Raw genomic sequence first — 24,935 nt, forward strand, 5'->3', positions numbered from 1 at the left:
GTGACTTCATCCTCAAGCGTCGTCCGGACATGGGTGGTTGTGGCCGCTCGTGATCACGCCCGGCGCGGCGTGGCCGACGGGTTCATCATGGCCAACCACGGCAAGCGCGCACCGTTGGCCAGAATGAACGCCGGTGATCGTCTCCTCGTGTACTCGGCGAAGACGGCGTTTCCCGACGGCGAGCCGCTGCGGGCGATCACCATCGTGGGAACCGTCACCGGCACCGAACCCGAGCCGAGTCCCGTGATTCCCGGCGGATTCCGGCGGCGCGCGGCGCTACGCGAGATCGAACCGATCCAGTTGGCCGAGCTGCGTGACCTGCTCCCGACTAGTCGCCTCAGATTCGGTTTCTTCGAACTGCCGAATGCCGATGCCGAACTGATTTGGAAGCTGGTTCCGGCCGGCTGATTCCGGCACCGGGCACCCAGGGCGGCTACTTCGTCGAGCGGCGCTGCGTGTCCAGCGTCTCCAGTAGGCGAAGCCAGACCTCATTCATGGTCGGGAAGGAGGGAACCGCGTGCCAGAGATGCTCCAGATTCACCTCGGCCACAACGGCGACGGTCGCGGCGTGGATGAGCTCGGCCACCTCGGGGCCGACGAAAGTTGCCCCCACGATCACGTTGGCCGCCCGATCGATGACTAGCTTGGCCCGTCCCCGGTAGCCGTCGCGGATGAGGGCGGCCCCGGCCACGGCGCCGAGGTCGTACTCCACGGTCTCCACATCCACTCCGGCGTCGCGGGCACTCGCCTCGGTGTGCCCGACCGACGCCACTTGCGGGTCGGTGAAGGTGACCTGCGGAATGCGATTGTGGTCGGCCAGGTCACGGAATCGACTGGAGTCGAGCGACCTGCCCTCGGCTCGGGCCGCGATGACCGCCCCGGCGATGCGGGCCTGGTACTTGCCCATGTGGGTGAGCAGTGCCCTTCCGCTGAGATCCCCGACGACATAGAGCCAGGGAGCCTCGTCGGCGGCCGCGGTCAGCCCGAGGACCGCCAGGTGGTCGTCGGCCTCGACGAAACCCCGGTTCGCGCGGACGGCCTCCTCCAGGCCGACCGAGGCCAGGCCCAGGTCGTCGCTGGAGGGGCGGCGCCCGGCGGCGACCACGACCTCGTCGACCTCGATCGTCTGTCCGGCGATCGACTGGCCGGTGAAGCTCACTTCGACGACACCGCCGTGTAGGTGCCCCTCGCCGCGCGCGGCCGGGTCGGAGCGCCGGATGCCCTCGACGGTGGCGGCGTTGTGCAGCACGACGCCGGCTTCGGCGAACCGCTGGGCGACCAGCTCGCCGGCGAAGGGCTCGTCCTTCTCCAGCGGCCCGTCCGACATGCCGATGATCGTTACTTCGGCTCCGAGTCCGCTCAGCCAGGTGGCCGACTCGCAGGCCACCACGCCGCTGCCGATGATGGCGACTCGTCCGGGAATCTCATGGAGATTCGTCACGTCCCGTGACGTCCAGGGCAGTGCGTCGCCCAGTCCCGCCACCGGCGGGATAGCGGCCGACGTCCCGGTGGCCAGCACCACGGCATGCCGGGCGGTCAGTGTTCGCACCGAACCGTCGGTGGCCGTCACCGTGACGCTCCTGGTCCCGGCCAGGCGGCCGTGGCCGCGTACGACCTCGATGTTGTTGTTGCTGGCCCACTCGACCTGCGACGAGTCGTCGTGGTGGCTGGTGAAGTCGTCGCGGCGGGCCAGCAACGCTGTCGCATCCACGGCCTGGTCGCCGACCAGGCTGGCGACACCGGGGAGGGCCCGGGCCGCGGCCAGCACGTCGAGCGGCCGCAGCAGTGCCTTGCTCGGCATGCAGGCCCAGTACGAACACTCGCCGCCGACGAGTTCACGCTCCACGATCACGGCGGTTCGATCGCTGCCCTGGATCGCGAACTGGGCCGCATTTTCGCCCGGTGGCCCACCGCCGATCACGATCACGTCATAGACGTCGGTGGCGGACGGAGTTCCGTCGGAGTGGGGTGCTTGCTGAACGTCGGCCATGACGTTCACGGTAGTCGCCGTGAGCAGACCGTTACTCACTGGTAATAGGAATTGCGCGCCGCAGAAATTTGCTCTCGCCATTCTTCCGCTTACCGAGTGCTCGGTTTGAACCGGATATCACCGCCGTTCCAAGTGAGCCTCGTATTGACGTGATAGCGCGACCGTCGCAGCGCGCAGAAGGAGATTGCAATGTCCTCGGATATCTCAGAAGTTCCGCCACCACCCGTCGTTCCGCCCTCGTTGCCGCACTCGGCAATGGAGAAGCAGGTAGCTCGCAGTTACAACTCGATGGTCGACAACGAGACTCTTGAGGACTACTCCCTTAGGTATGCTCCAAAGTCCTTTAGGAAGTGGACCGAATTCACGGTCGCTACCACGGCACTCGGCGGCATCGCCTATCTAGCCGACTTCGCAATCGGCGCCTCCATCGCCATCACCCACGGCTTCACCAACGCGCTCGCGTCGGTACTGGTTGCCGCGCTCGTCATCTTCCTGACGTCGGTCCCGATCGCCTACTACTCGGCCAAGTACTCGATCGACATGGACCTTCTGACCCGCGCGGCCGGCTTCGGATACCTCGGCTCGACCTTCACCTCGATCGTCTACGCCAGCTTCACCTTCATCTTCTTTGCCCTTGAGGGCTCGATCATGGCCCAGGCGTTCAATACCGGATTCGGGCTGCCGCTCTCGCTCGGCTATATCCTGGCGTCACTGATCGTCATTCCGCTCGTGGTCTTCGGAATGACAGCGATGTCGAAGCTGCAGGTGTGGACGCAACCGGTCTGGTTGATCCTCATGTTTGCCCCGTTCGTTTACATCGCCTTCACCGAGCCGAGCAAATACTCTGACTTCACGAGTTTCTCCGGCAACAACGGCAGCTCGGACTTCAGCGGCATCGGGTTCGGTCTCGGAATGGGCGTCGCCCTCTCGCTGATCGCCCAGATCGGTGAGCAAGTGGATTATCTGCGGTTCATGCCGCAGAAGACGACTGCGAATGCCAAGAAGTGGTGGACGGCGGTTATCGCCGCCGGCCCCGGCTGGGTCATCCTGGGCGCGGCCAAGCAGCTCGGCGGGGCCTTCCTGGCCTTCTATGTCGCGGCCCAGGGCGTCAGCCTGACCAAGGCGGGGGAGCCCATCGAGCAGTACATCGGTGGCTTCGGCGCGTTCATGACCACCGGTGCCGTGGGCCTGGCCGTCTTCTTCGTGGTGCTGTCGCAGATCAAGATCAACGTCGTCAACGCGTACTCCGGGTCGCTGTCGTGGTCGAACTTCTTCTCCCGGGTGCTGCACTACCACCCCGGTCGGGTCGTCTGGATCTTCTTCAACGTCGGCATCGCGCTCACCCTCATGGAGATGGGCGTCTTCAGTTTCCTCAACACGGTGCTCGGCTTCTACTCCAACGTTGCCATCGCCTGGATCGGTGCCCTCGTCGCCGACCTGGTGGTGAACAAGCCGCTCGGTCTCAGTCCACCGATAATCGAGTTCAAGCGAGCCCACCTGTACAACTTCAACCCGGTCGGCTTCGGGTCGATGGTGGTCGCCTCGACCGTGTCGATCATGGCCTTCTACAACTGGTTCGGCGCCTACCCGCAGGCCTTCTCGCCCTTCATCGCGCTGGCGCTGGCCTTCGTCCTCTCACCGCTGCTGGCCGTCGTGACGAAGGGGAAGTACTACATCGCGCGGGAGGACACCCTGGCCGAGCCGCTGATGGTGGACGGGCAGCTCTCTGCGGTCACCCTCGAGTGCAGCGTCTGCACGACGTCCTTCGAACGGCCGGATATGGCGAACTGCCCATTCCACAACGGTCCGATCTGTTCACTCTGCTGCAGCCTCGACAAGAAGTGTCATGACATGTGCAAGAAGGCCGACGCCCAGCTGATCCAGCTCAGCTCACCGCCGGCCTCCGAAGCGGCGCGGTAGATCGCGCGGCCCCACCGTGCCGATCTACGAGTTCCGATGCCCGTCGTGTGCTGAGTTTCGGCTCTCCCTTCCGATATCGGCCGAGACATCAGCGCCGGTTCGCTGCCCGGTCTGCTCGGAGCGCTCACCTCGAGTGTTCCGAGCGCCGGGCGTGGCCCGCACGCCGACCGGCCTCGCCACCGCACGCGGCCCCGAGGAGGCGAGCCGCGACCAACCGCAGGTCGTGCGACGAGCCGCTACCCCGCACAAGGGCGGGGAGCGGTCGCCGCTGCGGGCTAAGCCGCACCTGCCCGCGCTGCCTCGGCCCTGAGCGGTAAGGGCGCGTCTTCTCTTCAACCGTCTTCCCTCCAACCGACTTCTCCCCAACCGATCGAAAGGTTTCCCTGTGCCCGAAGTTGTCTTCTCGGTGGATCAGTCCAAGTCGATGCGGGATCAGACCGTCCCGGGTCACAACCGCTGGCATCCCGACATTCCGGCCGTGGCCTGGGTGAAGCCGGGAGACGAGTTCCGGATGGAGTGCAAGGAATGGACCGACAATCAGATCGGCAACAACGACTCGGCCAATGACGTGCGTGATGTCGACCTCACGGTTGCGCACATGCTGAGCGGCCCGATCGGAGTCGAAGGTGCCGAGCCGGGCGACCTGCTGGTGCTGGACATTCTCGACCTCGGCCCGGTGCCGCAGGAGGTCGGGCCGGCGCCGGGGCAGGGTTGGGGTTACACCGGCATCTTCGCCAAGTCCAACGCCGGCGGATTCCTCACTGACTACTACCCAGACGCGGCCAAGGCCATCTGGGACTTTCACGGACAGGTCGCGACCTCGCGGCACATCCCCGGCGTGAGCTACACCGGGATCACCCACCCGGGTCTCTTCGGGACCGCTCCGTCGGCGGAACTGCTGGCCCGCTGGAACGCCCGGGAACGTGCGCTCATTGCCACCGACCCCACCCGGGTCCCCGATCTCGCGCTGCCACCGGAGCCCGTCGGCACGCTCGCTGGAACGCTGACCGGGGCCGAGATGGAGCGCGTCGGCGCCGAAGGGGCCCGCACCGTCCCGGCCCGGGAGAACGGCGGCAACCACGACATCAAGAACTTCACCCGGGGGTCGCGAGTCTTCTACCCGGTTCACGTGGCCGGCGCGCTGCTCTCCGGAGGCGACCTGCACTTCAGCCAGGGTGATGGCGAGATCACCTTCTGCGGAGCCATCGAGATGGGTGGCTTCATCGATTTCCACGTCGACCTGATCAAGGGAGGCATGCAGACCTACGGGGTAACCACGAACCCGATCTTCATGCCGGGACGAGTCGAGCCGAGGTATTCGGAGTTCCTTAGTTTCATTGGCATCTCGGTCGATCATGACACCGACACGAATCACTACCTGGACGCGACCCTGGCCTACAAACGGGCCTGCCTCAACGCGGTCGAGTATCTGAAGAAGTTCGGCTACTCCGGCGAGCAGGCCTATCTGATCCTGGGCTCGGCGCCGATCGAGGGTCGGATCAGCGGCGTAGTCGATATCCCCAACGCCTGCTGTTCGCTCTACCTGCCGACTCAGATCTTCGACTTCGACATCACTCCCTCCGCGGCCGGGCCGCAGTGGGGCGACCGAGGGGCGTGCGCACTCACGTCATAGTCGCGCCGCACGCGCTCGTGAGATGGTGATGTGGTGAAGACGCTGCTGAACATCATCTGGCTGGTGCTTGCCGGCTTCTGGATGGCGATCGCCTATGTGGTGGCCGGCGTGATCTGCTGCCTGCTCATCATCACCATCCCGTTCGGCATCGCCTCGTTCCGAATCGCCAGCTATGCGCTCTGGCCGTTCGGGCGGACGGTGATTCGTCGCGACGATGCCGGCGTCGGATCGGCGATCGGCAACGTTCTCTGGGTGATCGTGGCCGGCGTCTGGCTGGCGCTCGGGCACATCATCACCGGCATCCTGCTCTGCTGCACGATCATCGGAATCCCGCTCGGCGTCGCCAGCTTCAAGCTCGTCCCCATCTCCCTGCTCCCGCTCGGACGACAGATCGTGCCCACCGACTCGATCGGCGTCTACCGGCCCGTGCCGGTCGACTGAGCACGACAATCGGACTTTGACGGGGCCGGAAGCCGCGGGATACGTTCCTTCGGTGACGGAGGCTACGAATGGGCGCGACGCGGTCTCTGCCTTCGCTGGGCGCATCGCCGCCCTCCACGCACAGACCGAGCAGGCCCGAGCCGCGCTGGTCGACACCACGGCGTCGGCGAGCAGCCCGGACGGTTCGGTGACCCTGAGTGTGAACCCGGCCGGGGTACTGACCGCCATCCAGTTCGGGCCGGCCAGCCGCGACCTTCCCTCCACCGAACTCGCGGCAGCCGTGCTGGCCACCCTGAACGACGCCCGCATCGCCGTGCTGCGCGACGCGGCGGCCAAGGTCGCCGCTGCGGTGGGGGAGGCTACCGAGCCGGTCGCGCTGCTGCAGCGTCAGATCGAGGAACTCATCCAGGCTGCGCCGCCCAAGCCCGGTGACGTAGCCGATGACAACGACGATGACGATCACGATGACGGCTACGGCGGGCGAGGCCTGTGACGCGCGATGGCGATTGAACTACCGGGCCCGGTCGCGGATTTCCTCAACTTCATCGGGATCATGTGGCCGAACGTCAACGAGGACAAGGTTCGTGAGTTCGGCGAGCACGTCGCTCAGTTCGGGCACGATCTGCAGAGCACCCATCAGAGCGCGACCTCCATCATCGGTGACCTCGGGATGGCCTACCAGGGTGCGAGCTATGAGCAGCTCCTCGCTACCTGGGGCCAGATGTCGAGCACCCACCTCACTGAACTGATCGACGGGTGCTCAGTCGTTGCCGGCTCAATGGGTGTGGCGGCTGACGTCGTCATCGGGATGAAGGTGGAGGCGATCGCCGAGCTGGTGGTGCTGGCCGCCGAGTTCGTGGCCGACCAGGTAGCCGCGGTGGCGACCTTCGGCATCGCCGAGGCGGCGCTGGCCCTCATCGAGCTGGAGGGGCGCCAGCTGGTGAAGTTCCTGGAGCAGGAGCTCGTCCAATTCATCGTCGCCCACGTCATCGAGGCTGCGGTCGGACCGTTGGTGGTCAAGGTGGAGCAGGCCGCCGAGGGCCTGGTGTACCGAGGTGTCAGTTCCGCGTTGGGGGTCAGCGGCGGGTCCGGCGCGTCGTTCCAGATAGTCCCGGAGCAGGTGAGCGCGTACGCGGCCACCATCCGTCAGCAGGCCGAGACCTTCGCCGGCCAGGCCGATGCCTTCACCGTCACCGCCGCGTCGATGAGCTTCGAGTGAGCTTCGAGTGAGCTTCCAATGAGCAACGAGATCGTCCGGGCGCTGGAGAACGCCGCCAAACAGGTCGTCGAAGCACTCGGCAAGGGCGCCAAGGGGGCCGAGCGGAGGCTGCTGCATTCCACGGCCGACAACCTGGAGCGCTCGGCGGCCAGCCACGTCGAGAACGATGCCAAGGCGGCCCGGGAACTCGAGGATGCCGCTCGCGGCGACGGGAGTGTCCGCGCCCCGCACGGTGCTGACGCGCCCGCTCCGACAACTTCGTCGGCCGGCCCGAGCAGCGGAGCGAATCTCCGTCACGACCTGGCCGACGCCGCCGACCTGCCGAACCCGGGGCGGCCGCTCTCAGCCGAGGAGTACCCCTACCTGCAACCGCCGTCGTCTGACCTGGAGGCCGAGGCGGTGGCGGGATCAAGACCTCCGTCGGCCCGTCACCTCGTCTCCGATCCGGGCGATCGCCCGGTGCCGACGCGCGAGGACCTGACGTCATTCAATGGTCCGGTCGCGCCGACGACGGTGCAGCCGGGGGAGACGATCTACCGGGTGGTGGGCGATGGGACCTGGCCGACCGGTGGCTTCTGGTCGCGGACGCCCCCGGCCAGCGAGTCGGAGCTGCGGTCAGACTATGCGGTACTGAACGAGTGGAACGGCGACCACGGCGTGGTCGCCTATACCCCGACCGAGCCGATCCGGGTGTGGGAGGGTGAGGTCGCTGCCCAGTACGCCTCGGGCGGAGACGATTCGCATTACCTGCCGGGCGGTGCGCAGCAGATCTGGATTCCGCGCGGGTCGGTCAGTGGCGAGAACGGGCATTGGGTGATCGCCCCGATGCCGGGAGGGAGTACACCGTGACGGCAGCAGCGGGCGGCATCACCGCCGATGGGGTCGAACGGCTGGTCGGCAAGGCCCGGGCGGTGGTGCAGGCCGTCGATGAACTGCGTAGTGTCGCGCCGACCGCCGCCGATCTAGATTGGGCGGACTTCCGGGCCGCCCGCCTGCACGAGCGCTGGGCCGCGCTCGGCCGGGTGATGCAGCGCGGGGACGCGAACGGGTTCGCCGGCACCATCGAGGCGATCGTGTCGAATGGGCGTCCGCTCGACGATGCGCCGGTGAATATGCAGAAATTCATCTCACCCCTGCACGTCTTGCTCAACGATCTGGCCGAGGAGTACGCGGCGGTGATCGAACCGCTCGTCGAGGGGAACGCCTTCAGCGAAGCGACGCTCGCCCGCTTCCGAGAACTCCTGCCACCGCTGGCCCCGCTGCCGGCAAGCCCGCCCGAGGGCCGGTAGTCAGCGAACGGCCACGTCAAGTAGTTGTTAGGCGATCCGGTCTCTATCCACAGCTGTGGTGATCGTCATTTGGCTTCGCTGTGTAGTCGTATAGCGTGCGCCTCTAACGCGATACGCAGAGGCTGCTGGCTAGCCGCGGGGGGAGGGGCAATGGCGTCTGGGCAGAGCATCGTCGAGGACGAGGTTCGGGAGCTCATTCAGCGACGGGGCATCGACCCGATCGTCGAACCGGCCACCACCCGTCGCCTCGTCGAAGAGGTGATCGGCGAGTATCTGGATCGCTCCGTCACGTCCTCGCTTCCACCGCTCGGGGACCCGGCCGCGTTGTTGCGCGCAGTGCTCGACTCGGTCTCCGGCTTCGGGCCGCTGCAGCCGTTCCTGGACGACCGGACGGTCGAAGAGATATGGATAAACGAGCCGGGGCGGGTATTCATCGCCCGACGCGGCCGCTCCGAGCTCACCACCCTCATCCTCTCCACTGAGCAGGTGGCCGAACTGGTCGAGCGGATGCTGCGGGCCTCAGGACGCCGGCTGGACCTCTCCAGCCCGTTCGTCGACGCGATGCTCCCGGACGGATCTCGTCTACACGTTGTCATCCCGCAGATCACCCGGACCCATATGGCCGTCAACATCCGCAAGTTTATAAGGGGAATCTCGACCCTTGACGAGCTGATCGCGCTCAACGCGCTTCCGGCGGCGGCCGCCCGGTTCCTGGAGGCCAGCGTCGTGGCCGGGCTGAACATCCTGGTCAGCGGGGGCACCCAGGCTGGAAAGACAACGCTGTTGAATGCCCTCTGTGCTGCGATTCCGGCGCGCGAACGGGTCATCACGGTGGAGGAGGTCTTTGAACTTCAACTGGGTCTTCCGGACGTCGTGTCGATGCAGACGCGTCAGGCCAATCTGGAGGGTACCGGGGAGATTCCCCTGCGAAGACTGGTGAAAGAGGCGCTGCGGATGCGTCCGTCTCGGCTGGTCGTCGGCGAGGTCCGCCAGGAGGAGTGCCTCGACCTGCTCATCGCGCTCAACAGCGGCCTTCCAGGAATGTGCACGCTGCATGCCAACTCGGCCCGGGAAGCCCTGGTCAAGATGTGCACCCTCCCGCTGCTGGCCGGCGAGAACGTGTCGGGCGCGTTCGTACTGCCGACGGTGGCGACGAGCGTCGATCTCGTGGTGCACCTCGGCTCGGAGGCATCCGGCCACCGCCGGGTGCGTGAGATCGTCGCCGTTCCCGGACGAATCGAGGGTGACACGATCGAGACGGCAGACATCTTCACGTCGGTGCGGGGCCGCCTGGAGCGGGGCGACGGCTACCCGCCACATCTGCAGCGGTTCGAGCAGGCCGGTGTCGATGTGGCCGAGCTGCTCGGTTCAGCTGGTCGCCACAGCACGGCGCGGTCATTGGCTGAGCGGGTGAGCTGAGTGGGAGCATTTCTCGGACTGATGCTGGGTGTCGGGCTCCTGCTGATCTGGCGCAGCGGCTCGCGGGCGCCGGCTCGCCGCGCCGCACCGACTACGGGCTGGACGCGTCGGCGCAGCGATCTGCTCCGCCAGGCTGGCGTGGAGGGCGTCGGCTCGCTGCAACTGCTCGGTGCCCAGATGCTCTGCTCGGTGCTCGCCGGGATCAGCGTCGCGATTCTCACCTCGACGGCATCGATAGCCCTGATGTTCGCCGTCTTCGCATTCTTCATCCCGACCACCGTGCTCGGCCGGATGCGTCGACGTCGGCAGGTCTTGCTACGTGAGCTCTGGCCCGAGGCGATAGACAACCTGGCCTCGGCGGTGCGGGCCGGGATGTCGCTGTCGGAGGGACTCTCGGCGCTCGCGATTCGCGGGCCCGAGCCGCTGCGTCTTCCGTTCGCGAGGTTCGGCGCGGCCTACCGAGCCTCCGGCCGATTTGGGGAGTGCCTCGACGTGCTCAAGGCTGATCTGGCCGACCCGGTGGGCGATCGGGTGTGCGAGACGGTTCGGGTGGCTCGGGAGGTTGGCGGCAATGACCTCGGCAACGTGCTACGGGCGCTGTCGGAGCTGCTGCGCTCCGACGCCCGCACGAGGGCCGAACTCGAGACCCGGCAGGGCTGGATCGTCAACGCGGCACGACTGGCGGTGGCGGCACCCTGGATCGTGCTGCTTCTGCTCGGCACTGAATCAACGACGCTGCAGGCCTACAACTCCACGACCGGCGTCGCACTGCTGGCTATCGGCGCGCTGGTTTGCCTGGCCGCGTACCGGATCATGCTGCGCATCGGTCAGCTTCCGCCCGAGCCGCGGGTGCTGCGATGACCCCGATTCTGGTTGGCGGATTGGTCGGGTTGCTCTTCGCGACGGGCGTCATCATCGCCGTCCGGGCGGCGCCACCGCTTCGTCCGGTGCGGCTGGAGGATCGCCTCGCGCCGTACCTGTTGGACACGCCCGTCCAATCCAGATTGTTGCAGCGACCGTCGGCGACGGCGGCGCCATTCCTGGTCATTCGCCGGCTCTTCGGCCCGCTGGGCGGCGACCTGGTGTCGATGCTCGACCGCGTCGTCGGCGGGACGGCCTCGGTACGCCGTCGGCTAGCCGGACTCGGCGGTCGCATGAGCGTCGAGGAGTTCCGAATCGAGCAGGTCGTGTGGGCCGCGCTCGGCATGATCGGTACGGCGACGCTGGTTGCCCTGCTGGGAGCTGCGCATGGGGGCGTCGATCCCGTTCTGACCATCGGCGCCGCGCTGCTCGGATTGGCCGGCGGTGTATTCGGTCGTGACTGGTGGCTGTCGCAGCAACTGCGCCGTCGGGAGAGCCGGATGCTGGCCGAGTTTCCAGTGCTGGCCGACCTGCTGGCCCTGTCGGTGATTGCCGGCGAGGCACCGGTGAACGCTCTGCAGCGAGTGTGCCGGTTGACCGGTGGCGAACTGGCCGCCGACCTCGACGGTGCGCTGGCTCAGGCTCGCTCCGGCCTTCCCATCACCAAAGCTCTGACCGAGTTGGCCGAGCGCAGCACCCTCGAAGTCTTCGCCCGCTTCCTCGAAGGTCTCGTCGTCGCCATCGAGCGGGGCACACCGCTAGCCGACGTCCTTCGTGCGCAGGCCGCGGACGTTCGCGAAGTGGCGAAGCGGGCCCTGCTGGAGGCCGGCGGGAAGAAGGAGATCTCGATGATGGTGCCGGTGGTGTTTCTGCTGCTGCCGATCACCGTCATCTTTGCCCTCTATCCGGGTTTGGCGACGCTGACGTCGCTGACCAACTAGGACCAATTCGCTCGGGCCGAGTCATTTGGCCCGGGGGGCCGGACTGTCGATTGACACTGCAAGTTAGGAACGGGGAGATGACGAATGATTGATTTCGATCTGCTGAGGGCCTGGGTGGCCGTCTCGTACGCGCGGGTGCGCGGCAGCGACCCGGAGCGCGGCGACGTGCCCGGCTGGGTGATGGTGACGATCATGACCGCGGGGCTGGTCGTGGTGATCTTTGCCCTCTTCAAGGACAAGATCACCACCGCGGTGAGCGACGCCATCGACTCCGTCACCAACAAAACTAAGTAGGTTGGGGAGTTTTCTTCCCGGATTCCGGGAAGAAAACTCCCCACGTCCGGCCAGAAGCAGCGCGCGCCTCAGCTAACGATCGGCGGGCCGTCCCAACGCTCCCAGCGGGCGAACTCCTCGACCGGCCGGCGGGAGAGCTTGGTCAGGCGCTTCGTCGGGTACCCGAGTGGCACCGCGGCGGCGATGGCGACCTCCGCCGGAAACCCGAGAAGCTGCTGTACCTCCGCCTCGGCGCCGGCCGAGAAGGTCGTCAATGCACCGGCCATTCCACGGGCGTGGGCGGCCAGGATGATGTTGTGCACGAACGGGTAGATGGAGGCGCCGCTGACGATCCCGACCCGATCGAGCGACGCGTCGATCGAGGAGACCAGTCGCAGGTCGACCCCCACCACCAGCAGCACCGGTGCGTTGGCGAGCGCGCGATACCAGCTGAGCGACGCCTCCTCGACGGCGTCGACGTCGTCCTCGGTCACCTTCGTCGGGGTGATCGTGTTGAACGCCGTCTCGCCGAGCCTGCCCTGGGCGACATAGCTGCGCACGATCCCGTTCGCCGCTTCGATCACCGCGGTCTTGGTCGCGGGGGAGCGGATCGCCACCACCCGCCACCCCTGCCGGTTGCCGCCGCTGGAGGCGAAGCGGGCCAGCTCCAGGATGGCGCCGATGTCGGCATCAGTCACCGGTTCATCGGTGAACTCCCGCCCGGCAAACGCCGTCCGGAGCACCCGCTCGAAATCCCGGTCGAAAGACGCCACAGCCAGCTCCAGTCCATTGTGGTCGGGTGGCCGGCTATCGCGGCCCGCCCCCACCACAATGGACGAGCCGGCGCCCGGTTGTCACGCAGGGAGAAGCCGAGCACGCCCCCAGATGTGCTCAGGCTCCTCCCCGGTGAGCGCAAGGCCGGGCAAACCCCTCCCTGGAGTACCCGCGCCCTCGGGTTGGCGACTACAGGACTTAGCCGCACCGCCCGGCGCCTGGACTTCATCCCGGCCCTGCGAGAAGGCCCGGCGTATCCCCGACAAATGCCGGGCCCCCTCTAGCCAGAGAGCTTACAAACATTCTGGACTGTAGGTTTCGATTCCGGGTGTGTTCTCTACTACGTCCGTGGCTGGTTCCTCCGGACCAGAGCAGCTGGGGTGGCTGGACGGACATATCACCCGGACGGAGGCCGAATCCGGGCCGCAACTCGCGTAACGTAAATCGACGTGACCGATGTCCCCGCCGAGCTCAAAGAACTCTCCGCCACCCTGGCCAGCATTGAATCCGTGCTGGATATCCCCAAGTTGCAGGCCGAGGCGGACGATCTGGAGCGCCAGGCGAGCGAGCCCAACCTGTGGGACGACCCGGAGAGCGCCCAGAAGATCAACAGCCGCCTCTCCTTCGTGCAGGGCGATATCCGCCGGGTCGAGGACCTGCGGCGGCGGGTCGACGACGCCGGCGTGCTCTGGGAACTGGCCGAGGGGGAGGACGACGAGGACTCCCGCTCCGAGGCCGAGACCGAAGTCGCCGACCTGCGCAAGCGCATCGACGAGCTTGAAGTCCGCACGCTGCTGTCGGGGGAGTACGACTCCCGCGAGGCCCTGGTCACGATCCGCTCCGAAGCCGGAGGCGTGGACGCGGCCGACTTCGCCGAGATGTTGCTGCGGATGTATCTGCGCTGGGCCGAGCGGCACAACTACACGGCCGAGGTGCTGGACACCTCCTACGCCGAGGAGGCCGGCATCAAGTCCGCCACCTTCGAGGTGAAGGTGCCCTACGCCTACGGCACCCTGAGCGTGGAACAGGGGACGCATCGTCTGGTGCGGATCAGCCCCTTCGACAACCAGGGGCGTCGCCAGACCAGCTTTGCCGGGGTCGAGGTGCTACCGGTGGTCGAGCAGTCCGATCATGTCGACATCCCCGACGACGATCTGCGGGTCGACGTGTACCGCAGCTCGGGCAAGGGCGGTCAGGGCGTCAACACGACCGACTCCGCGGTGCGGCTGACCCACCTGCCTACGGGAATCGTCGTCACCTGCCAGAACGAGCGCAGCCAGATCCAGAACCGGGCCTCAGCGATGGCGGTGCTGCAGGCCCGCCTGCTCGAGCGGCGCCGTGAGGAGGAGCAGACGGCGATGAACGCGCTCAAGGACGGCAGCAACTCCTGGGGCAACCAGATGCGCAGCTACGTGCTGCACCCCTACCAGATGGTCAAGGACCTCCGAACCGAGTACGAGGTCGGAAATCCCCAGGCCGTGCTCGACGGTGACATAGACGGCTTCATCGAGGCCGGAATCCGCTGGCGCCGCTCCAGCTGAGTAGTTGTTGAGTCCGCGCCGGGCCGGTTGGGGCGATCGCAAGTAACTATTCGGTAAACTTCATCCTTGTGATCCTGCTAGAGAACGTCTCAAAGGTCTACGCGGCCGGGGTTCGCCCGGCGCTGGACTCGGTGTCGCTGGACATCGCCAAGGGGGAGTTCGTCTTCCTCATCGGTGCCTCGGGCTCTGGAAAATCGACCGTTCTCCGGTTGCTGCTGCGCGAGGAATTGGCCAACTCGGGCAAGGTGAAGGTCGACAAGTTCGACGTCGGCAAGATGCCCAAGCGCAAAGTCCCCGACCTGCGACGGGCGATCGGCTGCGTGTTTCAGGACTTCCGGCTGCTGCCCAAGAAGACCGTCTACGACAACGTGGCGTTCGCCCTCGAGGTGATCAACAAGTCACAGCGGCAGATCAAGCGAACGGTGCCGGAGGTGCTCGACCTGGTCGGCCTGGAGGGCAAGGCCAAGCGCTTCCCGGGGGAACTCTCCGGTGGCGAGCAGCAGCGCGTCGCTATCGCCCGGGCCTTCGTCAACCGGCCGCTGGTACTACTGGCCGACGAGCCCACGGGAAACCTTGACCCGGACACCAGCCAGGGAATCATGGGTCTACTCGAGCGGGTCAATCGCACAGGCACCACCGTGCTTATGGCCACCCACGACAACAACATCGTCGACGCCATGCGCCGGCGGGTGATCGAACTAGAAGGCGGCAAGATCGTCCGCGACCAGACCCGCGGCGTCTACGGGGTCGGGCGCTGAGAGTCGCACCGCGTCGCCGCGGTCATCTTGGCCGCACGGCCGCCACCGCCAGTCAGCTATAAGCCTTAACCAGTTAGGAACTCATGCGAGCCAGTTTTGTGATGTCGGGGGTCGCCACCGGCATCCGGCGCAATCTCCTGATGACGATTGCACTCGTGCTGACCACGACGATCTCCCTCTTCTTCCTGGGCGGGGCGATCCTCACCAGCATGGAGATCAACAAGTTCAACGACCAGTACAAGGACAAGCTCAACGTCTCGGTGTACCTGTGTGGCACGACGCCGTCGGAGAACTGCACGCATCCGGTCACGCCCGCTGAGAAGGCCGCCCTGCAGGTCCAGTTCGCCGCCGACGATCGGATCAAGTCGGTCGAGTTCATCAGCAAGGAGGCGGCCTACGCCAAGAACAAGAACCTCCTCGGCGTCGACGCGGCCAAGTTCCTGAGCCCGTCGGACTTCCCGGATTCGTTCACCCTCAAGCTCTATGACCTCGGCAAGGACTACACCGCCGTGGCCGCCACCTACAAGGACAAGCCAGGCGTAAATGGGGTGCAGAACGTCAACGAGACGCTGAAGACGTTCCTGCGCATCTTCGACTCGGCCCGGACGGCGGCCTTCGTCTTCGCTCTGCTGATCCTGATCTGTGCCATCATCCTGATGGCCATCACCATCCAGGTCGCGGCCCAGCAGCGACGGGCCGAGACCTCGATCATGCGATTGGTCGGCGCGTCTCGCTGGATGACGCAGTTGCCGTTCATCATCGAGGCGATCATCGCGGTGGTGATCGGCGGTATTCTCACCGTCCCGGCGCTATGGTTCGCTAAGCAGCGCGTTCTCTACGACATCTTCCACAACTCGGTACGCAACCAGGTGCTGCCCGGACTGAACATCAACGACGTGCTGATCGCCAGCGGAATCTCGCTGGGAATCGGCTTGGTGCTGGCGATCGTGACCGCCTACATCACGCTGCGCGCCTACGTGCGGCTCTAGGCCCGAGAAACCAGCCGAGAAAGCCAGCAGAGAAAGCCAATGAGCCAGACCTCGTCCAGCAACCGCGACCCCGGTAAGAAGGTGGTCGCGCAGAACCGCAAGGCCAGCCATGACTACACGATCATGGACACCTTCGAGACCGGCGTGGTGCTCACCGGCACCGAGGTGAAGGCGCTGCGGATGGGACGGGCATCGCTGGTCGACGGCTTCGCAACCATCGATGACGGCGAGGTGTTCATGCACAACGTCCACATCCCGGAGTACAGCCAGGGAAGCTGGACGAACCACGCCCCGCGCCGTACCCGCAAGCTGCTGCTGCACCGCGAGGAGATCCGCCGTCTCGTCGGCAAGACCCACGAGGGCGGCCTCACGCTGGTGCCCATCTCGATCTACTTCCGAGACGGGTTGGTCAAGGTCGAGTTGGCTCTGGCCAAGGGTAAGAAGTCGTATGACAAGCGTCAGGACATGGCGACCCGGGACGCCAACCGAGAGGTCACCCGAGCGCTCGGCCGCCGCAGCAAGGGAATGTCCGACTGACTTGCTCGCCGCCGGCTAGCTGGTTTCGCCACGCAGTTGCCGACGCTCGCGCTCGGCGTTCTGCCGCATTTGAGCCACCAGCACGCCGTAGGTGAAGGCATTCTCGGATTCCGCTGAGGCGAGGTCAGCCAACCGCCGCAGCACCTGAGCGGCGACGACACTGTCGTGGAACTCCCCGAGCAGATCCTGCAGCGCGCTGGTTGCCGCTACCGTCTCCGGCTCGTCATCAGCCGCCTCGGCCGCGTACCGGACCCGCTTGCCGATCTTGCGAGCGGAGTGCAGATCTTCGTCGGTGCCGTCGAATCGGGTCGCCGTCGACAGTCGCTTGTTCAGCTTCTTCTGCACCTTGCGGACGGAGTCGTTGAGCGTCTTCGCGGGGCGCCCGGCCGCCGCGGTGAAGGGCGGGTCATCACGCCAGCGCAGGATCTCGCCCAGCAGCGCGCTGTAGCGCACCCCCGCCATCTCGGCGAGCAGGGACTGCTGCGCGTCGGCCAGTTCGTTGGTGAGGCGGGTCTTGATCTGCTCGCCGACGGGTCCGACCACCAGGTCCTCCGGCAGTTCGTCGACGGCGCTGCCGAGACGGGTCAGCATCACCTCCCGATCCCGGACCTCCCCGAGCACGGCCGCGTACCACTTCAGCTCATCTTCGAAACGCGCAGCCTGCTCACCGTCGAAGCACTCCGGGAAGCTGCGGAGCGTGCTGCGCAGTCGGCGGGTCGCAACCCGGGTCTGGTGGATCGCGCTCGGCTGCCCGGCCTGGATGGCGAAGTGGCCGCCGACGATCGTGCGGACCTGCCCGCTCATGTAGTCCATCAGAACCGCGCCCGCTGAGGCCCGCGCGCCACCGAGCCCCTCGTTGCCGATTCCGACGCGGGCCCGGGCCAGTTTCGAGCGGCTGGTGGACGGGTAGGCGCCAGCGGCCAGCAGTTGCTCACCGAGCGCCTTCAGCATCCGGCGCTTCCCGTCGCGCCCCAGTTCGATCTCGATCTCCCGCCACCTCGGGGCCCGCACCTGGGCCCGGAGCGGGAAGGCCCGCACCTCATCGTCGGCGACCTCGACCAGCAGCCGACCCTTCGCGTCGGTGAAGCGGTGGCGAGTACGACTGACGTCCAGCCGGACGCTCGGGGCGACCGAGCGGTCGCCGAGGAACGGCGCGAGAATCTGAGCCAGCTCAGGCGGGAGGACGACGCCGCCGGTCATCTCGGACTGGCCGACGATCGAGGGCCACTGAAGCTCGGCGCGGTCCTCGCCGGAGGGAACCTTCAGCTGCCAGCCGGTGTCCGCCTCACCCTCACGGTGTCGCAGCGAGATCATGAACCTCAACAGCCGATCATCCTCGGTGTCGAAGTAGGTGCTGGCGACGGCGACGGTGTCGATCGCCGGCTGGGCGACGCCGGCTTCGCTCGAGCCGCTTTCAACCCCGAGGTCAGCCGGAGCGAACGTCGGCATGACGAAATCGGGGGAGACGTCGAACTTGGTCTCGATCTCGGTCTGCATGCGGCTCGCACCCCCTGGCTCTGCCCGTCGAGTCTGGCCCGTAACCAGCATCCGGCGACGGGCCAGTCCTGCCGCTCAAGCCTAACTTGCGTCGCCGATTAAGCTGAAGGAGTACGACTCACAACATGGGGGTGAACGGTATCGACTCTGGACGTCGATGCAGGAGAAGCGGGCCGAGGACCGCATTGCTGACCTCGTTAAAAAAGCGATGCAAAACCAATAAGCGCCGATTCCAATCGCGCTGAGTTCGCTCTCGCTGCCTAAGTAGCGGAGTGACTCTGTCAGCCCGGGTTTGTTGCCGCCCCGGATGCTGGCATCAGCTAGGTGACTTACCGTCCTTGCCGGTCGCGGGCTTGGACGGGACAACTCACAGCGGCTGGGCTTGTCACCCTGGCTTGTGTGCATGACCAGGGAAGCCGAGTAGAGGCAGCGCACACTGCGCCCGGAGAAGTCCTGTTGAAGCGACAGAGGACGGGGGTTCGATTCCCCCCACCTCCACTGAAAGTTCGGCGGTCACCAAGCGGTGGCCGCCGAACTCGTTCCGCGGCACAAGCGCGCGGGCGGAAGTCGCTGGCTCGCTTCTGCTATTGGCGATTTTGGGACCGGGGCACTGAGCTACTGCTGGCCCGTACGAGGTCAATCCGAGGCGGTTGCAGCGGATGAGCTGCCAGACAAAGGTGTAGGGGCCAACACTTACCGGTGCGAAGCCGGCGTCGACGCCGAGCGACGAGTCAGTCGCGTTTGGGGTGACCCTGCCTGCTGCTCTTCGCGCGCTGCTGCTGCTTCTTGCTGCTGCCGATGATCCAGGCCAGCACCATCCCGAGGATCCCGACGATCACGAAGAGTTCCCCCAGGACCAGCACCGCGCCCCGCGCGCTAGCCCCCAGCATCAGGTTGGCGATGAGGAACAGCACCGCACCGATGACCAGGCAGTACCGGGCGGCTTCGTCTATTGCGGTGTGTCGTTTCGGCATTCACGGAGGCTACCTGAGCCGCTGGTCACCTACTCGGTGGTCCACCCGGGCGGCGGGTCCTCGCCGACCAACCCGTCGATGGACTCCCGGAGCAGATCGGCGTGTCCGGTATGCCGTCCGTACTCCTCAACGAGGTCGAAGATCAGCCGGCGCAGGCTGGCGTGCACGCCTTCGCTATTGGCGACGTGGGCCGGGAAATCAAGGCCGCCTTTCTCCAACGCCTCCTGCGCCCGGCGCTCCGAGCGACCGACCGCCGCATCCCAGAGCGCGTAGAGATCCTCCGGGGCGTCTTCGGCCGCGGAGGTGAAGACCCAATCGGGGCCGCCGTCCCAGTCGGCCGATTGCCATGGCTCACCGGGCGCTGAGCCGGTGAGTTTGAGGGTGAACGTCATGTCCTCGACACAGGCCAGGTGCTTGAGCAGACCGCCGACGGTCAGGCTCGAGGATGGAAGGCGTGCGTTGAGTGCGGCTGCGTCCAGGCCACTGGCCTTCCACCGAAAGGTCGCGCGCAGCCGATTGAGGGCGCCGAGCAGATGCTCCACCTCGGTGCCGGCGAGTGGGGGTTCCCAGGGAGTCGAGTCATCAGTCGCCACGAGCCGAAACTATCGCGGGCCAACCGCAGTCGTCGAGACCCCACGATCACCCGCTTGGCATGAAGGCCCACGGCGCCGGCTGCGGCAAGGTGAGGAGTAGTCGACTCCACGCGGCCAAGGCTGGAGATCCACAGGAGGGAACGAGCCAGATGACCACGCCGAAACCCAGTGCTGACGTCGCCGCCCCGGATCGCGGCATGGTGGCGATGGACTCCGCCGGTCGAATCCAGATTCCCCGAGTTGGCGCGATCTCCGCCGCCTTGATGCGTATCGGCTTGGGATTGGTGTACCTCTGGGCCTTCATCAGCCAGGGGTTCGGCATCCTCTACTCGAACGTGACCACCTCGGCGGAGGCGATCAACAACGACAACGCTCCGATCAAGTACGGCTGGTCATTCACCGTCGACAGCAGTCAGGGATGGATCAGCTCCGGGTTCAAGGCCTCGCCGACTTCGGGCTTTGTCAGCAATATGCACGGACCGTTGGCATTCATCCCCAAGAATCTGCCGACGGGGCTCGACGACTTCGGCTGGATGCTCGCGCTGGCCGGCCTAGGGGTGGCCCTGACATTCGGAATCTTCAACACCATCGCCGGGTGGGGCGGCCTCGTGCTGAACCTCATCATCTGGCTCGCCACCTTCCCGCCGTCCAGCAATCCCATCCTCGACGCCGAGCACATCACCTTCGCTCTGGCCATCTTTCTCATGATGTGGATCCAGGCCTCCAACTTCTGGGGGTTCGGCCGCTGGTGGCGAAGCCACACCCCGACCCTGCTCAACTGATCTGATCCCGATCCGAACTGCGCCGGCCGGAATGCTCGGATCGACAGCGGCGAATCACCTTTGCAAATCACGTACTCCGCGACACGGGCCGAGATCGCCTCCGGTGCTTGCCCCCGGTGCCATACTGCAGCCGTGAACCTAAAACTCCGACCGGAAGCGGGTCCGGACTGGGTGCTGCCGCAGGAGTGGATACCGCCGTCGGACGACTCCGTCGACGGCCGGGCCAGCCCGAGCCGGGTCGTCGTGATGGTCATCGCGGTAGGCGCGATGCTGGTCGTCCTGCTCGCCGGCGTGGCTCTCGTATCGCGAGCGGTCTTCGTCGATCATCGGGACGCGAGACAGGCCCGGGTTCTCGCGAAGTACTCCGAAATGATGCGCGGATGCGTGGCCGGCGGCACCTCCGTCGACGTTTGCTCGGCTCAGGTCTACAGCGACTGCCTGGCCGACCCGTTCTGGTCCCAGCGCAGCTTCGCCACTCTCTGGATCAGCGATGGCGGCGATGAGGCGACGACCTACTGCGGGTCACCGGCGGCGGTCGGCTGACCTGATCAGATCGGCCCTGCGTCCGACGTCCCCTGCGTCTCGGTGGCCACCTTCGTTGAGCCGATTGAGGGTCATTCTCGTTGAGTGTCTCGTCACCGTAGTGGGCCGTCGCTGGTAGAGATCGACCGATCACGGGCATGAACCCAACGAAGGCTGAAAAGCATTCTCCTTAGAAGTGAGGTTGATATCCGTGTCAGACGACATCCTGCTACCCCCGAATGGTGACGCGCCACGGCTCGCCCGCAGCTACGTCGCCGAGCAGGCGGTGGGGATCGCGCCCGGCCTCGTCGAAGATGCCGAACTGCTGGTCTCCGAACTGGTCACCAACGCACTTCGCCACGGCCGTCCCGAGATCTTGCTCAGCGTGCACCCCGACCCCCCGGGAATCGCGGTAGCCGTCGGCGACCGCGGCGATGCCGACGCCGTAGCGCCCGTCGCCGCCGATCCGGAGAGGCCGCGGGTCGGGGGTCGAGGACTCATGATCGTGAACGCGATCGCCGCCCGCTGGGGCGTCTCCCGAAACTACCCCCCGCCCGGCAAGACGGTCTGGTTTCAGCTCACCGGCTGACTCTTCCGGTCCCAGTGGACCAAGCGCAGCCCACGGTGACGGGTGTCACAGCTCGCCGAGACTGACGCGCGTTAGCGACCGCCTCCGCTGGGGATGATGCGTTCAACACACGAGTTGGAACAACCGTCCAAGACACCCGCCGACCTCCACACCACCCAAGCCAGCGCAGACATCGAGGGATCCTCATGGCCGAACTAGCGACAGCCTTCGCCGTCACACTGACTCGTAGCAGCTACCTGCCTATCGCTAGAACCGCTCCTCGGCGGGCGCGGCGATTCGTGCGGGAGGCGTGCGGTGCGGCCGCCCTGCCGGTGGACATGATCGAGGACGCCAGTTCGGTGGCCGCCGAACTGGCTAGAGCGTTCACCACGCAGACCGGCCTTCCGGTGCAGCTCACGGTCAAGGTTGAGAACGGCGCGGTGATGGTGCGCATGCAGGACCGATCGGTGACGCGGCAGATGCCGGTCGTCGGCGCGACCTCGCGCTCGCTGCCGGTGAGCCGACTCTTCGCCTCCTGGGGTTTCTGTCAGCAGCAGAACACCCGCGAATACTGGGTATTGCTCCGACCCGTCGCCGCCGAGCGGGTTGCGCCGGCCGTGATCGCGACCTCCACCGTTGCGCCGGCCGAGGGCGATCTAGCTGCGGACGCCGCCTGATCGCACCCCTGAGAGCCGACGGCCGTCGGCTCGCCGGCTTCGGTGATTAAGCTGGCCCAGTGACAGCTGAGCTCGCGCCACCCGAGTCCGTCCCCTCCGAGTCCGCAATGCGGCGCGCCCTTCGACGGGCTCGCGACGGTGCCAGCCTCGACGTCACCGAAGCATCGATCCTGCTGGCCGCCACCGGTGCCGACCTCGACCAGCTCAGTGCCATCGCTGCCCGGGTGCGCGATGCCGGACTGCGCGCGGCCGGTCAGGAAGGCCTGATCACGTACTCGCGCAAGGTCTTCATCCCGCTCACCAGACTCTGCCGCGACCGCTGCCACTACTGCACCTTCGTCACCACCCCGAATCGGGTCCACAGCGCCTACCTCGAGATCGACGAAGTCGTCGAGATCGCCGCGCAGGGAGCATTGATGGGGTGCAAGGAGGCGCTCTTCACTCTCGGTGACCGCCCCGAGGATCGCTGGCCGCAGGCGGCCCAGTGGCTGGAGGAGCGGGGCTATGACTCCACTCTCTCCTACCTGCGGGCCGCGGCCATCGCCGTACTGGAGCGCACCGGTCTGCTGCCACACCTCAACCCGGGCGTGATGAGCTGGGCCGAGTTGCAGCGTCTGAAGCCGGTTGCGCCGAGCATGGGGATGATGCTGGAGACCACCTCCCGGCGGATCTTCGCCGAGCCCGGCGGGGTGCACTTCGGCAGCCCGGACAAGGACCCGGCCATCCGGCTGCGCGTGCTGGAGGACGCCGGGCGTCTCTCAATTCCGTTCACCACCGGAATCCTGATTGGTATCGGGGAGAGCAGGGTCGAGCGGGCCGAGTCGATCTTCGCGATGCGTCAGGTCGCCCGTGAGTACGGCTCCATCCAGGAGATCATCGTGCAGAACTTCCGGGCCAAGCCGGATACGGCAATGCGCAACCAGCCGGATGCCGACCTCGACACCTTCGTGGCCGCCATCGCGGTCACCCGGCTGCTGCTCGGCCCGTCGATGCGCATTCAGGCGCCGCCGAACCTCGTCGACCTGCAGGAGTGTGCGCGTCTCATCGGGGCCGGCATCGACGACTGGGGTGGCGTCTCGCCGCTGACCCCCGATCACGTCAACCCGGAACGTCCGTGGCCGAACATCGAGGCCCTGCGCGAGGTGAGCGCGGCGGCCGGCTTGACCCTTCGCGAGCGGCTCACCGCACACCCGTCCTACGTGCGGGCCGAGACGCCATGGCTAGACCCGCGTGTGCTGGCGCACGTCCGCGCGCTCGCGCTGCCGGACGGGTTGGCTCGGGAGGACGCCGTCGTCAGCGGTCACGCCTGGCAGGAACCGGATGCGCACTGGGTCTCCTCCGGACGGGTGGACCTGCACACCGCCATCGACGACTCCGGACGCACCACCGACCGGCGTGGGGACTTCGACGAGGTCTACGGAGACTGGCAGGAGGTGGCGACCCGGATCATTCCGCAGCGCGCCGAGGCGCATCCCGAGCGACTCGATTCCGCGGTCGCCGCGGCTCTGCGGGCGGCCGAACGCAACCCGGGTGGTCTCAATGAGGCCCAGGCGCTGGCGCTGATGACCGCCGAGGGCGACGCGATGGACGCGATCTGCGCGCTGGCCGACGGGCTGCGCTCTGACGTTGTGGGCGACGAAGTCACCTACGTCATCAACCGGAACATCAACTTCACCAACGTCTGTTACACCGGCTGCCGCTTCTGCGCCTTCGCGCAGCGGGCCACCGACGCCGATGCCTACACCCTCTCCGGTGAGGAGGTGGCCAGCAGGGTTCGGGAGGCCGTCGCCGAAGGGGCGACCGAGATCTGCATGCAGGGCGGCATCGATCCGGCTATGCCGGCCTCGGCCTACTTCGACCTGGCGCGCGCGGTGAAACTGGCCGCCCCGCAGATCCACCTGCACGCGTTCAGCCCGATGGAGATCATGAACGGCGCCAGTCGGGCCAACCTGTCGGTGAGCGACTGGTTGAGCGGGGCCAAGGAAGCCGGGCTGGACTCGATCCCCGGCACGGCGGCGGAGATCCTCGACGACGAGGTGCGCTGGGTGCTGACGAAGGGGAAGTTGCCGACCAGCGCCTGGATCGACGTCGTCACCACCGCACATCGCCTCGGGATCCCGTCAACGGCGACGATGATGTTCGGCCACGTGGATCGCCCCGACCACTGGGTGCGGCACATCCAGCTCATCGGCCGGCTTCAGGACGAGAGCGGCGGCTTCACCGAGTTCGTCCCGCTGCCCTTCGTGCACAACCAGTCGCCGATCTACCTGGCCGGCCTCGCCCGGCCGGGACCCACGTCCCGCGATACCCGGGCGGTGCACGCGATGAGCCGGATCCTGCTACACGGCCGGATCCACAACATCCAGACGAGCTGGGTCAAGCTGGGCGACGAAGGTACCCGCGACATGCTCCGCAGTGGCGCCAACGACCTCGGCGGAACGCTGATGGAGGAGACGATCAGCCGGATGGCCGGATCGGAGAACGGCTCCCGCCGGGACGTCAGTGAACTGGAGGCGTTGGCGGCGAGCATCGGCCGTCCGGCCCGCCAGCGCAGCACGCTCTACGGTCGCCCCTCTGTCGTCGCTTAACGCTCAGCTGACATCAATTCCCAGCATTATCAGAACTCGGCTTGACTTAGGGGTAACGACATGGGTGTAATTCCCTCAGTGTTATCTACCCGAGACGAGTAGCGATCCGCAGATCAGCAGTCAGCTCTACTGACCGCGGTCAGGGATCC

General features: G+C 66.5%; 27 protein-coding genes and 1 other RNA gene. 23 read left to right on the forward strand and 5 right to left on the reverse strand.

Annotation, left to right across the window (positions count from 1 at the left end):
- Entirely contained in the window at positions 1 to 408 is a 408-nt protein-coding gene (locus CPH63_RS11700) for an EVE domain-containing protein (RefSeq protein WP_157749489.1), read from the forward strand.
- Between the two features lie 25 nt (positions 409 to 433).
- Here CPH63_RS11700 and CPH63_RS11705 read toward each other — a convergent pair whose 3' ends face one another.
- Positions 434 to 1,990, reverse strand: coding sequence for an NAD(P)/FAD-dependent oxidoreductase (locus CPH63_RS11705; protein WP_096305099.1), 1,557 nt, complete (start codon positions 1,988 to 1,990; stop codon positions 434 to 436).
- Positions 1,991 to 2,245: 255 nt separating this feature from the next.
- Here CPH63_RS11705 and CPH63_RS11710 point away from each other — a divergent pair, with 255 nt between their 5' ends.
- The 12 genes from CPH63_RS11710 to CPH63_RS11765 all read left to right on the forward strand — a co-directional run bounded on the left by CPH63_RS11710 (position 2,246) and on the right by CPH63_RS11765 (position 12,007).
- Positions 2,246 to 3,910 (forward strand): hypothetical protein, encoded by a 1,665-nt coding sequence (locus CPH63_RS11710; protein ID WP_096303122.1) that lies wholly within the window; start codon positions 2,246 to 2,248, stop codon positions 3,908 to 3,910.
- A 16-nt stretch (positions 3,911 to 3,926) separates the two neighbouring features.
- Entirely contained in the window at positions 3,927 to 4,220 is a 294-nt protein-coding gene (locus tag CPH63_RS23425) for an FmdB family zinc ribbon protein (RefSeq protein ID WP_096303123.1), read from the forward strand.
- A 75-nt stretch (positions 4,221 to 4,295) separates the two neighbouring features.
- A complete protein-coding gene (gene fmdA / locus CPH63_RS11720; RefSeq protein ID WP_096303124.1) occupies positions 4,296 to 5,543 on the forward strand; it encodes a formamidase in 1,248 nt (415 codons plus the stop codon).
- Positions 5,544 to 5,576: 33 nt separating this feature from the next.
- On the forward strand, positions 5,577 to 5,984 hold the full coding sequence (locus tag CPH63_RS11725) for a YccF domain-containing protein (RefSeq protein WP_096305100.1): 408 nt from the start codon (positions 5,577 to 5,579) through the stop codon (positions 5,982 to 5,984).
- Positions 5,985 to 6,036: 52 nt separating this feature from the next.
- Positions 6,037 to 6,477 (forward strand): YbaB/EbfC family nucleoid-associated protein, encoded by a 441-nt coding sequence (locus CPH63_RS11730; RefSeq protein ID WP_157749490.1) that lies wholly within the window; start codon positions 6,037 to 6,039, stop codon positions 6,475 to 6,477.
- Between the two features lie 6 nt (positions 6,478 to 6,483).
- Complete coding sequence (locus tag CPH63_RS11735) at positions 6,484 to 7,203, forward strand: hypothetical protein (protein ID WP_096303126.1); 720 nt, start codon at positions 6,484 to 6,486, stop codon at positions 7,201 to 7,203.
- Positions 7,204 to 7,221: 18 nt separating this feature from the next.
- Entirely contained in the window at positions 7,222 to 8,052 is an 831-nt protein-coding gene (locus tag CPH63_RS11740; protein ID WP_096303127.1) for a hypothetical protein, read from the forward strand.
- Positions 8,049 to 8,492, forward strand: a complete 444-nt coding sequence (locus CPH63_RS11745; protein WP_096303128.1) for a hypothetical protein — start codon at positions 8,049 to 8,051, stop codon at positions 8,490 to 8,492. The genes CPH63_RS11740 and CPH63_RS11745 overlap by 4 nt, the downstream gene beginning before the upstream one ends.
- A 150-nt stretch (positions 8,493 to 8,642) precedes the next feature.
- The gene (locus CPH63_RS11750) at positions 8,643 to 9,911 is read left to right on the forward strand and encodes a CpaF family protein (RefSeq protein ID WP_096303129.1); all 1,269 of its coding nucleotides are present in this window, start codon (positions 8,643 to 8,645) and stop codon (positions 9,909 to 9,911) included.
- Positions 9,912 to 10,772 carry a type II secretion system F family protein gene (locus CPH63_RS11755; RefSeq protein ID WP_096303130.1) on the forward strand — a complete coding sequence of 287 codons (861 nt, stop codon included), beginning with the start codon at positions 9,912 to 9,914 and terminating at the stop codon, positions 10,770 to 10,772.
- The gene (locus tag CPH63_RS11760) at positions 10,769 to 11,713 is read left to right on the forward strand and encodes a type II secretion system F family protein (RefSeq protein WP_096303131.1); all 945 of its coding nucleotides are present in this window, start codon (positions 10,769 to 10,771) and stop codon (positions 11,711 to 11,713) included. Before CPH63_RS11755 ends, CPH63_RS11760 begins: the two co-directional genes overlap by 4 nt.
- Positions 11,714 to 11,797: 84 nt before the next feature.
- Positions 11,798 to 12,007 carry a hypothetical protein gene (locus CPH63_RS11765; RefSeq protein WP_096303132.1) on the forward strand — a complete coding sequence of 70 codons (210 nt, stop codon included), beginning with the start codon at positions 11,798 to 11,800 and terminating at the stop codon, positions 12,005 to 12,007.
- Positions 12,008 to 12,075: 68 nt separating this feature from the next.
- On the opposite strand, the gene CPH63_RS11770 is transcribed toward CPH63_RS11765, so the two are convergent.
- Positions 12,076 to 12,759 (reverse strand): nitroreductase family protein, encoded by a 684-nt coding sequence (locus tag CPH63_RS11770; protein ID WP_157749491.1) that lies wholly within the window; start codon positions 12,757 to 12,759, stop codon positions 12,076 to 12,078.
- Between the two features lie 444 nt (positions 12,760 to 13,203).
- Here CPH63_RS11770 and prfB point away from each other — a divergent pair, with 444 nt between their 5' ends.
- The 4 genes from prfB (at position 13,204) to smpB (ending at position 16,585) form a co-directional block, all read left to right on the forward strand.
- The gene (gene prfB / locus CPH63_RS11775; protein WP_096303134.1) at positions 13,204 to 14,301 is read left to right on the forward strand and encodes a peptide chain release factor 2; all 1,098 of its coding nucleotides are present in this window, start codon (positions 13,204 to 13,206) and stop codon (positions 14,299 to 14,301) included.
- Positions 14,302 to 14,369: 68 nt separating this feature from the next.
- On the forward strand, positions 14,370 to 15,059 hold the full coding sequence (ftsE, locus tag CPH63_RS11780; RefSeq protein WP_091359080.1) for a cell division ATP-binding protein FtsE: 690 nt from the start codon (positions 14,370 to 14,372) through the stop codon (positions 15,057 to 15,059).
- A gap of 101 nt (positions 15,060 to 15,160) precedes the next feature.
- The gene (gene ftsX, locus CPH63_RS11785) at positions 15,161 to 16,048 is read left to right on the forward strand and encodes a permease-like cell division protein FtsX (RefSeq protein ID WP_256385840.1); all 888 of its coding nucleotides are present in this window, start codon (positions 15,161 to 15,163) and stop codon (positions 16,046 to 16,048) included.
- A 39-nt stretch (positions 16,049 to 16,087) separates the two neighbouring features.
- Positions 16,088 to 16,585 carry an SsrA-binding protein SmpB gene (smpB, locus tag CPH63_RS11790; RefSeq protein ID WP_096303136.1) on the forward strand — a complete coding sequence of 166 codons (498 nt, stop codon included), beginning with the start codon at positions 16,088 to 16,090 and terminating at the stop codon, positions 16,583 to 16,585.
- Between the two features lie 15 nt (positions 16,586 to 16,600).
- On the opposite strand, the gene CPH63_RS11795 is transcribed toward smpB, so the two are convergent.
- Positions 16,601 to 18,082: a CYTH and CHAD domain-containing protein gene (locus CPH63_RS11795; protein ID WP_172892205.1), complete on the reverse strand. Its 1,482-nt coding sequence runs from the start codon at positions 18,080 to 18,082 to the stop codon at positions 16,601 to 16,603.
- A gap of 127 nt (positions 18,083 to 18,209) precedes the next feature.
- On the opposite strand from CPH63_RS11795, the gene ssrA reads away from it, so the two are divergent.
- Positions 18,210 to 18,583: a transfer-messenger RNA gene (gene ssrA, locus CPH63_RS11800) on the forward strand.
- 230 nt (positions 18,584 to 18,813) lie between these two features.
- Here the strand turns inward: ssrA and CPH63_RS11805 are convergent.
- The gene (locus tag CPH63_RS11805; RefSeq protein ID WP_096303138.1) at positions 18,814 to 19,056 is read right to left on the reverse strand and encodes a hypothetical protein; all 243 of its coding nucleotides are present in this window, start codon (positions 19,054 to 19,056) and stop codon (positions 18,814 to 18,816) included.
- A 29-nt stretch (positions 19,057 to 19,085) separates the two neighbouring features.
- The gene (locus CPH63_RS11810) at positions 19,086 to 19,649 is read right to left on the reverse strand and encodes a DUF664 domain-containing protein (RefSeq protein ID WP_096303139.1); all 564 of its coding nucleotides are present in this window, start codon (positions 19,647 to 19,649) and stop codon (positions 19,086 to 19,088) included.
- Positions 19,650 to 19,798: 149 nt separating this feature from the next.
- Here CPH63_RS11810 and CPH63_RS11815 point away from each other — a divergent pair, with 149 nt between their 5' ends.
- From CPH63_RS11815 to CPH63_RS11835, 5 genes are all read left to right on the forward strand, one after another.
- The gene (locus tag CPH63_RS11815) at positions 19,799 to 20,431 is read left to right on the forward strand and encodes a hypothetical protein (RefSeq protein ID WP_096303140.1); all 633 of its coding nucleotides are present in this window, start codon (positions 19,799 to 19,801) and stop codon (positions 20,429 to 20,431) included.
- Between the two features lie 132 nt (positions 20,432 to 20,563).
- Positions 20,564 to 20,974, forward strand: coding sequence for a hypothetical protein (locus tag CPH63_RS11820; protein ID WP_157749493.1), 411 nt, complete (start codon positions 20,564 to 20,566; stop codon positions 20,972 to 20,974).
- Positions 20,975 to 21,164: 190 nt separating this feature from the next.
- On the forward strand, positions 21,165 to 21,542 hold the full coding sequence (locus CPH63_RS11825; protein WP_157749494.1) for an ATP-binding protein: 378 nt from the start codon (positions 21,165 to 21,167) through the stop codon (positions 21,540 to 21,542).
- Positions 21,543 to 21,727: 185 nt separating this feature from the next.
- Positions 21,728 to 22,198, forward strand: a complete 471-nt coding sequence (locus tag CPH63_RS11830) for a hypothetical protein (RefSeq protein WP_157749495.1) — start codon at positions 21,728 to 21,730, stop codon at positions 22,196 to 22,198.
- Between the two features lie 107 nt (positions 22,199 to 22,305).
- Positions 22,306 to 24,786 (forward strand): bifunctional FO biosynthesis protein CofGH, encoded by a 2,481-nt coding sequence (locus CPH63_RS11835; RefSeq protein ID WP_096305101.1) that lies wholly within the window; start codon positions 22,306 to 22,308, stop codon positions 24,784 to 24,786.
- The last annotated feature ends 149 nt before the right edge of the window (positions 24,787 to 24,935 follow it).

Source organism: Jatrophihabitans sp. GAS493, assembly GCF_900230215.1.
In the GTDB taxonomy this organism is placed as follows: Bacteria; Actinomycetota; Actinomycetes; order Mycobacteriales; family Jatrophihabitantaceae; genus MT45.

Bases quoted from the DNA above. Each gene is read 5' to 3' on its own strand.
- CPH63_RS11705 (WP_096305099.1), bottom strand. From the start codon at position 1,990: ATGGCCGACGTTCAGCAAGCACCCCACTCCGACGGAACTCCGTCCGCC.
- CPH63_RS11710 (WP_096303122.1), top strand. From the start codon at position 2,246: ATGGAGAAGCAGGTAGCTCGCAGTTACAACTCGATGGTCGACAACGAG.
- CPH63_RS11735 (WP_096303126.1), top strand. From the start codon at position 6,484: ATGGCGATTGAACTACCGGGCCCGGTCGCGGATTTCCTCAACTTCATC.
- CPH63_RS11740 (WP_096303127.1), top strand. From the start codon at position 7,222: ATGAGCAACGAGATCGTCCGGGCGCTGGAGAACGCCGCCAAACAGGTC.
- CPH63_RS11750 (WP_096303129.1), top strand. From the start codon at position 8,643: ATGGCGTCTGGGCAGAGCATCGTCGAGGACGAGGTTCGGGAGCTCATT.
- CPH63_RS11760 (WP_096303131.1), top strand. From the start codon at position 10,769: ATGACCCCGATTCTGGTTGGCGGATTGGTCGGGTTGCTCTTCGCGACG.
- CPH63_RS11765 (WP_096303132.1), top strand. From the start codon at position 11,798: ATGATTGATTTCGATCTGCTGAGGGCCTGGGTGGCCGTCTCGTACGCG.
- ftsX (WP_256385840.1), top strand. From the start codon at position 15,161: ATGTCGGGGGTCGCCACCGGCATCCGGCGCAATCTCCTGATGACGATT.
- smpB (WP_096303136.1), top strand. From the start codon at position 16,088: ATGAGCCAGACCTCGTCCAGCAACCGCGACCCCGGTAAGAAGGTGGTC.
- CPH63_RS11795 (WP_172892205.1), bottom strand. From the start codon at position 18,082: ATGCAGACCGAGATCGAGACCAAGTTCGACGTCTCCCCCGATTTCGTC.
- CPH63_RS11805 (WP_096303138.1), bottom strand. From the start codon at position 19,056: ATGCCGAAACGACACACCGCAATAGACGAAGCCGCCCGGTACTGCCTG.
- CPH63_RS11815 (WP_096303140.1), top strand. From the start codon at position 19,799: ATGACCACGCCGAAACCCAGTGCTGACGTCGCCGCCCCGGATCGCGGC.
- CPH63_RS11830 (WP_157749495.1), top strand. From the start codon at position 21,728: ATGGCCGAACTAGCGACAGCCTTCGCCGTCACACTGACTCGTAGCAGC.
- CPH63_RS11835 (WP_096305101.1), top strand. From the start codon at position 22,306: ATGCGGCGCGCCCTTCGACGGGCTCGCGACGGTGCCAGCCTCGACGTC.